The organism is Methanobrevibacter thaueri (assembly GCF_015062905.1).
GTDB classification, from domain to species: domain Archaea; phylum Methanobacteriota; class Methanobacteria; order Methanobacteriales; family Methanobacteriaceae; genus Methanocatella; species Methanocatella thaueri_A.
Genome location: NZ_SUTK01000080.1, coordinates 1 through 4,540 on the forward strand (window position 1 = coordinate 1; position 4,540 = coordinate 4,540).

5 protein-coding genes are annotated in these 4,540 nt (G+C 37.4%); 1 reads left to right on the plus strand and 4 read right to left on the minus strand.

Annotated elements, in window-relative coordinates; translation table 11 throughout:
* The 3 genes from E7Z79_RS09250 to E7Z79_RS09260 form a co-directional block, all read right to left on the minus strand.
* Nucleotides 1–1,998 (minus strand): cation-translocating P-type ATPase (locus tag E7Z79_RS09250; RefSeq protein WP_303739656.1); only part of this gene is annotated, 1,998 nt, incomplete at its 3' end.
* Between the two features lie 480 nt (nt 1,999–2,478).
* Entirely contained in the window at nt 2,479–3,606 is a 1,128-nt protein-coding gene (locus tag E7Z79_RS09255) for a TIGR04083 family peptide-modifying radical SAM enzyme (RefSeq protein WP_303739657.1), read from the minus strand.
* Between the two features lie 4 nt (nt 3,607–3,610).
* Nucleotides 3,611–3,817 (minus strand): TIGR04165 family Cys-rich peptide, encoded by a 207-nt coding sequence (locus E7Z79_RS09260; RefSeq protein WP_303739658.1) that lies wholly within the window; start codon nt 3,815–3,817, stop codon nt 3,611–3,613.
* A gap of 169 nt (nt 3,818–3,986) precedes the next feature.
* On the opposite strand from E7Z79_RS09260, the gene E7Z79_RS09265 reads away from it, so the two are divergent.
* Entirely contained in the window at nt 3,987–4,169 is a 183-nt protein-coding gene (locus E7Z79_RS09265) for a hypothetical protein (protein WP_303739659.1), read from the plus strand.
* Here E7Z79_RS09265 and E7Z79_RS09270 read toward each other — a convergent pair.
* A partial coding sequence (locus E7Z79_RS09270) for a 4Fe-4S dicluster domain-containing protein (protein WP_303739660.1) occupies nt 4,166–4,540 on the minus strand: 375 nt, incomplete at its 5' end. The two genes, E7Z79_RS09265 and E7Z79_RS09270, sit on opposite strands and share 4 nt — an antisense overlap.

Below are 4,540 nucleotides of genomic sequence, written 5' to 3' on the forward strand. Positions count from 1 at the left end.
ATGCATATGCTTTATTCCATTTTCAGTTTCAATCTCATCCATTATTACAATGCCCTCATGTGAATGGGTGTGCTCGCCGTCATTATGGAAATGATAGTGATTGTGTTCGACATTCTCGGAGTCAATTTTTTTGATTGAATCGTCAAAGTGCCTGTCATACAGTAATGCCGCATTCAATACAACAAGGCATGATCCTGCATTGTGGACAATAGCGCCGGTAACAGGATTCAACAATCCTAAAACGGAACAAATAATTGCAACCGCATTGATTGTCATTGAAATGGCAATATTTGCCTTGATAGTAAACAATGTTGAATTTGACAGTTTCTTGAGATATGGAATCTTGCCGATATCGTCACCCAAAAGCGCAATGTCCGCCGCCTCGATAGCAACATCACTTCCAACGGATCCCATTGCAACACTTACATCAGCGGTCTTTAGTGCAGGCGCATCGTTCACGCCGTCACCTATCATACATACATTCTTGCCTTCGCTTTTGAGCTTTTCAATCCAATCAAGCTTTTCCTGCGGAAGCAGATTTCCATAAACTTTGCCTATTCCAACCTGGGAGGCAAAGTAATTAGCAGTTTCTGTATTATCTCCAGTAAGCAATATGGTTTCGGTTCCCAAATCATGCAGACTTTCAATCATGCCTTTGGAATCCTCACGAATCACATCAGACAATCCGATTAGTCCGGCAACCTTGCCGTTTAATGCAACGATTATTGAAGCCTTTCCTTCATTTTTTAGTTGGTCTAATTGAACGTCGACATCTACATCGATATCATTTTCGATTAGAAATTTGGAGTTTCCTGCATATACCTTACCGTAAGAATTAGTACATGTAACCCCTTTGCCGGGATACATCTTAAAGTCCTTAGGCTCTTCAATGTCGATTTCAGCCTCATTCGCTTTATTAACAATAGCCTTTGCCAGAGGATGTTCGCTTAATTTTTCACATGAAGCGGTGAGTTTAAGCAAATCCAAATCGGACAGTCCATCATTTTGTGAGATAATATCAGAAACTTCTAAATTACCGTAAGTTAAAGTACCAGTCTTGTCGAATACCAAAGTATTTAAAGCTCCTAAGGTTTCAAGTGCTTCACCAGACTTGATCAATACACCATACTTAGTCGCTTGGCCAATTGCAGCCATTATTGCTGTTGGTGTAGCTAAAATTAATGCACATGGACAGAACACTACCAAAACGGTAACTCCCCTTTCGATATTTCCGGTTACCAACCATGCCACAATAGCGATTATCAATGCAACGGGAACAAGCCAAGTTGCCCATTTATCAGCAATCCTTTGAGTCGGAGCCTGCTTTTCATCAGCAGCCTTTACAAGGTCGATGAGCTTTTGAAGTGATGAATTTTCACCAAGGCTGGTCGCCTTAATGTCAATTGCACCGTACATGTTCATGGTTCCACAAAACACCTCGTCTCCAACTCCCTTATCAATAGGAAGAGATTCACCAGTCATGATTGACTGGTCAAGTGAGGAAGTACCTTTTATTACTTCACCGTCAACAGGTACGCTTTCACCAGGAAGTATCCTTAAAGTATCGCCAATCTTGATTTCATCAACAGGAACAACTTCCTCGACTCCATCAACAATTCTTCTACCGGTTTGTGGAGTCAGGTTAATAAGGTTTCTCAAACCTTTTTTAGCCCTTTCAACTGTCCAGTCCTCTAAAAGAGCACCTAAAGCCATAATCCATGCAACTTCTCCTGCAGCGAATATTTCACCGATTAAAAGTGATGCAATCATGGCTATTGCAATCAAAAGTGCTGAAGAGATCCATTTTTCGCGGATTAATCTAGTCATTGCCAAAAGCAACATTGGAATACCGCTTATTATTACTGTTCCCCATGCAGGGTTTAAGTAAATTGGAGTTTCAACTCCAAAAATCATAAAAATAACTGCTATTAATAAGAATATGCCTGAAATAATGGTCATCTTTAGACCAAATAGGAAATCAGTTATTTCATCTATCACACAAAACACCTCTAAGTATTACTTTTTTTGAATTTATTTAAATACCCAGTATTACTCAAAATTTTTTAAAGGTCTTTCCCAAAATTTGAAAACCAATTAAAAAATTAAATTCAGTAAGTACCAACAGCCAAAAAGTATTACTTTTTTTGAGTTCATTTAAATACTCAGTATTACTAATTATTATTTTAGACTACAAAGTATATAAAAGTATTACATTTTTTGAGTTCATTTAAATACTCAGTATTACAAAAAAATAGTTGGAAGCATTTCACATGCTTCATTAAAATGTTGCTTTTGAGATATTTGGTCTAAATAAAAAAATAAGTAAGATGAACATTAATTTTATTTTTCATCTTTCTTCTTAAAGTTTTGGCATTGCTTTACATCCAATAAGAGATGTTCATGAACTTTACAGACTATTTTGTATTTGTTTCTAAACTCCAAGTGTTCACATTCATCACAAATCATAATAACACCAAATCAAGGCTTCATTGCCAAATCCATAATGCTGAACTGTTCACCATCTTTTCTAGGAGCGGGAGCACCCATTCCAAAAGCGGATTTTGCAAATTCCTTATTCATCCTTTTAGAAACCTCTCCGAAAATCATTTTATATGCTGTGCATTGAGGGTCAACTGCCTGAGGAGTCTGATATGCCACAATTGCATTGTAAGGGCATCCTCCTTCACAATATTTAACATATTTGCATTTTTTGCAGTTTTCATCCACATAATCCCTGAATTCCATAAGCTTGGCCCATGCATCGGATTTCTTCAAATCATCAAAGCTTGGATTTTCAGATACATTGCCCAAAACATACTCAGGCATTCCGACAAATCTGTAGCAAGGATATATTGAACCGTCAGAGCCTACCGCCAAAGTGGTTCCAATGCAATCGGCAAATGTGCATAAGGTTCCCCTTCTTCTCAGGGAGGACTTGCAGATATGGTCAAGATCCATCACTGTGAACTTGTCCAGATCATAAAGATACTTGTCCAGCCAGTCGACAAGCAGTTTGCCGTGCTCCTCCTGGTCAAGCGCCCAAGGGTCTGCATTGTCTCCTCTTAATGATGGCAGCGCAGCATGGATTTTAAGGTTCATTTTCTCTCCCTTGAAGAATTCATACAATTCGTCGGAGAAATCCTTGGAATAATCTGTAACAGTTAAAACAAAGTTGATTATAAGGCCTTTGCTTTTGGCCAGCTCATATTTTGACATGGTCTTGTCAAAATAGCCGTCTCCCCTCTGATAATCATTGATTTCCTTTGGCCCGTCAATACTTGTGCTTACGACAACATTGTATTTGACAAACAAATCAATCAGCTCATCAGACAAAAGCCATATATTGCTTTGAAGGGAAAATCCCTCGAAATTATCCAATTTTGAGAGCTTTTCAAGGGAATATTCATAAAAGTCATAACCCGCCAGGAGAGGTTCTCCACCATGGAATGTGAAGTGAACTTTATCATCCCTAAAATCTCCCAGCCATGTAATAATCTGGTCTATAATTTCAGTATCCATCATTTCCTTTTTGTTTTCTGAACCCCAGCAATATTTACAATTTGATGGACAATTGAGCGTAGGGATAATCATTACATGAAATGTCATTTTATCAGTAAATCTTATTCAATTCTTTTAAAAGTTTCCTTTTCTCATCTTCTTCCATATCCTCATTTACAAAAAATATGTAACCGCACTCTTCACATTTTACGGTTTCCATTTCTGCATGAGCATGATGGTTATCTAACATTTTTCTGTGTGCGATTTTATCCTTTGAACCGCACTTTGGACATGGTGCTAAAAGTTCTTCCAATTTCATTTTTTCACCTTGATTATATTTCTATCCTTGAAGTATATAATAGTATAGATAATAGAAAAGTTTAAATAAGATGTTTCAATGACTACAATTTTACAAAGTGGCATCAACAAAGCTTTAAATAGAATTTCAATAAATATACTATATTTAATCAATATTTGAAGTGATTGACATGCCATATGACTACTACGAGTACCTGAAAAAACAAAGAGACAGTGAAGAGTATACAGAAACTTCAGAATTAGTGAGACAAAACATCTGGAGCGAGACAATTGACTTTAGACTGTTGCAGGAGTGGACATGTGTCGAGGACAAAATACTTATAAGTTTATACCTGCTCTTAAGAAATGCCTAACGATTAAGCAATTTGACCATGGCCCGATAAATTGGAAATCCGATGTTTTGAACTAAAACAAGCGCATATTTATAGCCCGGAATCTCAAATTCCTTCTTGACCTTCTTCAGCTCTTCTATGATATCCAATTTTTGAGGACACTTCCTTAAGCACTTTCCGCAGCCATTACATTTACCTGCATTGCCTGAATTTCCCATGATTCCGCCAACATACTGGTAATAATCCATAAATGATTGGTTGAACATGCCTTTATGGCCAAACAGGTATTTTTCATTATAGATTTTCATGCATTCGGGAATATTTACCCCCTGAGGGCAAGGCATGCAGTATCCGCATGTGGAACAGTTGATTTTCAGGAATTTCTCATCACC